At 37.2% G+C, this 4,832-nt stretch carries 3 protein-coding genes and 1 pseudogene; 2 read left to right on the forward strand and 2 right to left on the reverse strand.

What is annotated here, in order from left to right; genetic code table 11:
• Positions 1 to 299: 299 nt before the first annotated feature.
• A pseudogene (locus tag F607_RS0124655) lies at positions 300 to 878 on the reverse strand (MFS transporter); the annotation flags it as partial.
• A 457-nt stretch (positions 879 to 1,335) separates the two neighbouring features.
• On the opposite strand from F607_RS0124655, the gene narL reads away from it, so the two are divergent.
• Positions 1,336 to 1,986: a two-component system response regulator NarL gene (gene narL, locus F607_RS0124660; RefSeq protein ID WP_027710170.1), complete on the forward strand. Its 651-nt coding sequence runs from the start codon at positions 1,336 to 1,338 to the stop codon at positions 1,984 to 1,986.
• A gap of 49 nt (positions 1,987 to 2,035) precedes the next feature.
• Positions 2,036 to 3,271 carry a molybdopterin molybdotransferase MoeA gene (gene moeA, locus F607_RS0124665; RefSeq protein WP_027710171.1) on the forward strand — a complete coding sequence of 412 codons (1,236 nt, stop codon included), beginning with the start codon at positions 2,036 to 2,038 and terminating at the stop codon, positions 3,269 to 3,271.
• Between the two features lie 193 nt (positions 3,272 to 3,464).
• Here moeA and F607_RS31695 read toward each other — a convergent pair whose 3' ends face one another.
• On the reverse strand, positions 3,465 to 4,052 hold the full coding sequence (locus F607_RS31695; RefSeq protein ID WP_051311814.1) for a hypothetical protein: 588 nt from the start codon (positions 4,050 to 4,052) through the stop codon (positions 3,465 to 3,467).
• Between the last annotated feature and the right edge of the window lie 780 nt (positions 4,053 to 4,832).

The following is a 4,832-nucleotide window of genomic DNA, read 5'->3' on the forward strand; positions in this document are numbered from 1 at the left end:
GGTATTAATGCTGATTTTTGAGAAGGTGAGTTTTTGCTGAAGCCATAAACAGAGATCCAACACGCCTATGACGAGGTTTTTATGGTCCTGACTTAATGATGAGGCCGTAATAGCCTGCTGGAGATCCTGATAGGCTTCAGGCGATAAGGTTTCAATCTTTGGTTGCTTCATACAACTAATAAACGGCTATTCGTGAAATGAATGCAGCGTACTAAACAGACAGAGAACTGAGTAAGAAGACATTAGCGGTATGGCTTGTACGTTATTTACTGCAGCACACGATTGCAGAGGGGGTACATTAATACCATTGGCTCACCGCCTAATGAGCCAAAAGCACCAAAGGTCATAAATAAAGGAACAATAATTTGCATTGTTGTTACGCCAAAATTCCCTAGTCCCGCATTGAGACCCAGGGCAAGACCTTGCTTTTTTTTAGGAAAGAAAAAGCTAATATTTGACATTGAAGAGGCAAAATTACCCCCACCTATTCCAGATAAAAGTGCTAAAAGCTGGAATACCCAAAGCGGAGTATTTTTATCTTGCAGGGCCATTCCTGTTCCTAAGGCCGGAATAATTATCAAAGCTGTCGTAAAGAAAATAGTATTTCGACCACCACATAAACGAATAAAAAAACTACTCGGTATGCGTAAGGTTGCACCTGTTAAGCCAGCAATAGCCATCAGGGTAAAAAGTTCCGCTTTAGCAATAGGAAAGCCTAGGTTCAACATTTGAACTGTGATAACGCCCCAATATAACCAGACTGCAAAGCCACACAGCAATGATGGAATAGAAATCCAAAGGTTTCTTGCTGCAATATTTTTTGCTGATGCTTCCCATTGCTGGGTATCTTCAGGGTTCCAGTGTGTTATATCTGTCATAGTGATCTCCCCCACTCATGAGGCGTGACGAAATGTAAACTCACTATGAGAGGATGGTAAGTAAGGGACAATGCCTAGGAATAGGTAGACTGCATGTATTATTTTTTCAATATAAGACGGTTAGATTTTTGTATTAGTAAGGGCTTAAATAAACTGTATGACAGTATGTAGAACAGGATATGTTTATTTGATAATATGAAATACAAAAATAAAAATACCAATTAAGAGGTATAAAACTATTTACATAAGGGATAAAGCTATTTATCCACTATAATTGGTATTTAGCATAATGCTGACACAGATCAAAGGTTTATCATCGTTTGAGCGAAAGCCATTATGCGAATTTTTGATGATATTAATTATATACCCAAAACGAAGGATTTTTAGCGGGGCTAGCATGGTCTGTAACGATTCGTGAAGGGTATAGTTATTATAGAACTACCTAGAGACCAACGTAATGTCTTCTGAAGTTGCTACTATTTTAATGGTCGATGACCACCCTTTATTTAGAAAAGGGTTAAAACAATTACTTGAGTTAGAAGATAGTCTACAGATTATTGGTGAGTTTAGCCGTGGGCAAGATGCGCTTGACATGGTCAAACATAGTGAACCTGACCTGATTTTGTTAGATTTGAATATGCAAGGGCTTGATGGTATAGAAACACTTCGAATGATGCGTAATCAAGGTGTGACAGCACGAATTATTATGCTTACGGTCTCTGATAATGAGGCTGATGTGATTCAGTGTATACGAGCAGGTGCAGATGGCTACTTACTAAAGGATATGGAGCCTGAAGATATTCTCGATAAAATAAAGCAGGCTGTTCTTGGTAAAATGGTGATTAGTGAGCGTTTAGCTGAAGTGTTAGCTACAGCGCTTCGTAAGCCCGACCAGACTGATGAAAATCTTTTAGCTTCTTTAACCAGTCGTGAATATGAGATATTAATGCGAATTGCCCAAGGGTATAGCAATAAAACAATTGCGCGTGAATTAGGTGTTTCTGATGGAACAGTAAAAGTGCATGTGAAACATTTATTAAAAAAACTTAATATGCGTTCACGTGTTGAAGCAGCAGTGTGGGTAATCAATAAACAAAAAAGAAGTTAATAGTTGACTGAAGCGAGTTATCTATAAGAATCTTGGCAAGGAAACGTAAATGAGTTGTTGTGACCAACCTGGATTAATCTCTGTTAATGATGCCCTCAATAAGCTGTTAGCGGCAGTTAAGCCTCATGCAGACTATGAAGAGCTTCCACTGCCTCAAGCATTACATCGTTATCTAGCGCAACCAATCTATGCTCTAGTGGACAACCCTGCTTGGCATAATTCTGCTATGGATGGGTATGCAGTTAGGTTTGCGGATTATCAGTCAGGTCAACCTCTAACAGTCGTTGGTACTGCGCTGGCAGGTAAGCCATATACTAAATCTGTTGAAAAAGGGCAATGTGTACGCATTATGACTGGAGCCCCCATACCAACAGGAGCAGATACAGTCATTATGCAAGAGCAGTTGTGTGAGAAGCGTTCTGATAAAGTAATATTTTCTGGAGAGGTGAGGCAAGGTGATCACGTTCGCTTAAAAGGTGAAGATATAAAGCAAGGAAAGATATTATTACCCGCAAAACATCAATGCTTGGCAGCAGATATTGGCTTTTTGGCAGCGCAAGGTATTTCAACTGTCACCGTTTATCGAAAGTTAAAGGTTGGATTATTATCTACGGGTGATGAACTTAAAGCATTAGGTACAACACTCCATTTGGGGGATATTTACGATAGTAATCGCTACATGTTGAATGCGTTACTTTCGAATATGGGATGTGATGTTCATGATTTTGGTATTATTTCTGATAATGTTCAATTAATAAAAGACACTTTAATTAAAGCAAATAACCAGTGTGATGTTATTATCACCTCAGGAGGTGTTTCTGTTGGTGAGGCTGATTATATTAAAGATATTATTAGTGAGCTGGGTGAATTACACCTTTGGAAGGTAGCGATTAAGCCAGGTAAACCTTTCGCATATGGCTGGCTGTCAAACGCTTTGTTTTTGGGATTACCGGGTAATCCGGTATCTGCTTTGGTTACGTTTTACAAATTGGCATTACCAGCGATGGTAAAAATGACGGGTGGAGAGTATCTTCCTCCAAACTATTTATGTGCAACACTTACACACCCATTGAAGAAGCGACAAGGCCGTACAGAATACATCCGTAGCCATTATACATCGAACAATGAAGGTGAGTTATTAGTAACACCAACAGGGAAGCAGGGAAGTGCAATCATGTCATCTTTAGTAGGCGCTAACTGTTTTATTGTGTTAGATGAGAACCAAGAAAGTATGGTGGCTGGTGAAAAAGTAATGATTGAAGTATTCCAGCCTCCTTTGCTTTAACGTTGTTGTTATTTATGCCTAGTACGAAGAGTATAATGTACTTTTTTCGAAATATCTAAAGTCTTCATCTATATAAATACGTTGAATACTGTCAATCCTTTCATTGAGGTGCTGTAAGTAGTAGAAGTCAAGGATGGCCTTCTGCTTTGGGAAATTATCCCTTGTAAACTAGTAAATAAGCAAAATTATAGTTTTAATTATTTAGCATACTTTGAAAACGCTCGCTAATAGTCGCTGTGATTGATCTTATTTCAAACTGGCTTAGCCCGGTAACAGCTGTTGGATCAAATCTATGTAAGTGTAAATAAGGTGACTTGGCTTTGAACTCTTTTAAATCTCCATTAAGTAATATAGGTAAAAATGGTGTATTAAAGCGGCGTTGGTAAAGTCTGTTTAAAAAAACAGAAGCACTATCCAGTTCAATATGCTGTACTTTTTTCGTTTTGGTTTGTGTAATGCAAATAATCAACCCTTTTTTTTGAAATACTTCACCAGGAAATAATAAAATTCCTGTAGATTTAATGGCTTCTTCATTGACACGATTGAATGTATCATGAAATGCAAAAGGGTTTGGTAAAACAATCAAACTACTGTGGTAATCTTTAGGTAGAATAACTTCAAAGTTGCTGTATATTTTTTTTACTGTGGGGCTGTATACACAAAAAGAGGATGATACTGATTGAAAAAAATGAATGGCTTTGGTTTTGTTGATAATGGAAGATATGTCCCAGAATAAGTCAGGATTATCCTGAGATCTATTTAATAAAGATGAGTCGCTCATTGTTAATATTTTTAACTATAACCTACTGCTTATGTTTGAATGTTTTTTATACGATACGGCTATGAAAATAAATAAGTCATAGTTGTATATCATAATTTTTATACAAATTCCTTAATACGATTATTAAAACTTACATATCGTCCTCGCCCGTTATCCTTCATAATATTGTACTTATGTACTATTTATTTTGCTAAAATATAGCATTGTACATTATTTAATAGGTTTGACTAGTTATTTTTGTGGAGCATGTGTGCCAAATTATGATGTGTGATGCTTGTATATTAATCAGGTGAACTGACCGTAAATATACCCAAGACGTAGGATTTTTATACACACTATCCATAGTGTTTACCCTAAAGGGTCTGCGAAGCGATTCTAAGGTGCACTTGAAACATTTACAGGGTCTTTTTAGAGTTTATTGTCGTTGTTCTTCTGTAACTATAAATAACAGAGGGGATTGATTATAGAGAAAACAGGCTCAGCCTGACACCTATACTATTAATTAGTAGCCTAATTCTTCTGTGGTTTTATCAGTACTTAACGATGGTTTTTTAAATGACTTTGGTGTATACCCATAGCGTTTGAGAATTAGGTTTAATCTTTTGATTTAACAAGGGAAATTGTATATCCTTTGCGACCATGAAAGGATTTTGGCTCACAGAAGAAGAATTAAAGGCGTTGCGCATAGCTCACAGGGCTGAGCGCAATCGTCATGCAGCGTATAAAATCAATGCAGTGATTTTGCTTGGTAGCGGATGGAAGCTAAACCAAGTTAAAGAT

It is taken from the genome of Zooshikella ganghwensis DSM 15267 (assembly GCF_000428585.1).
Lineage (GTDB): Bacteria > Pseudomonadota > Gammaproteobacteria > Pseudomonadales > Zooshikellaceae > Zooshikella > Zooshikella ganghwensis.

Coding starts and splice junctions, on each gene's coding strand:
- moeA (WP_027710171.1), top strand. CDS start 2,036: ATGAGTTGTTGTGACCAACCTGGATTAATCTCTGTTAATGATGCCCTC.
- narL (WP_027710170.1), top strand. CDS start 1,336: ATGTCTTCTGAAGTTGCTACTATTTTAATGGTCGATGACCACCCTTTA.
- F607_RS31695 (WP_051311814.1), bottom strand. CDS start 4,052: ATGAGCGACTCATCTTTATTAAATAGATCTCAGGATAATCCTGACTTA.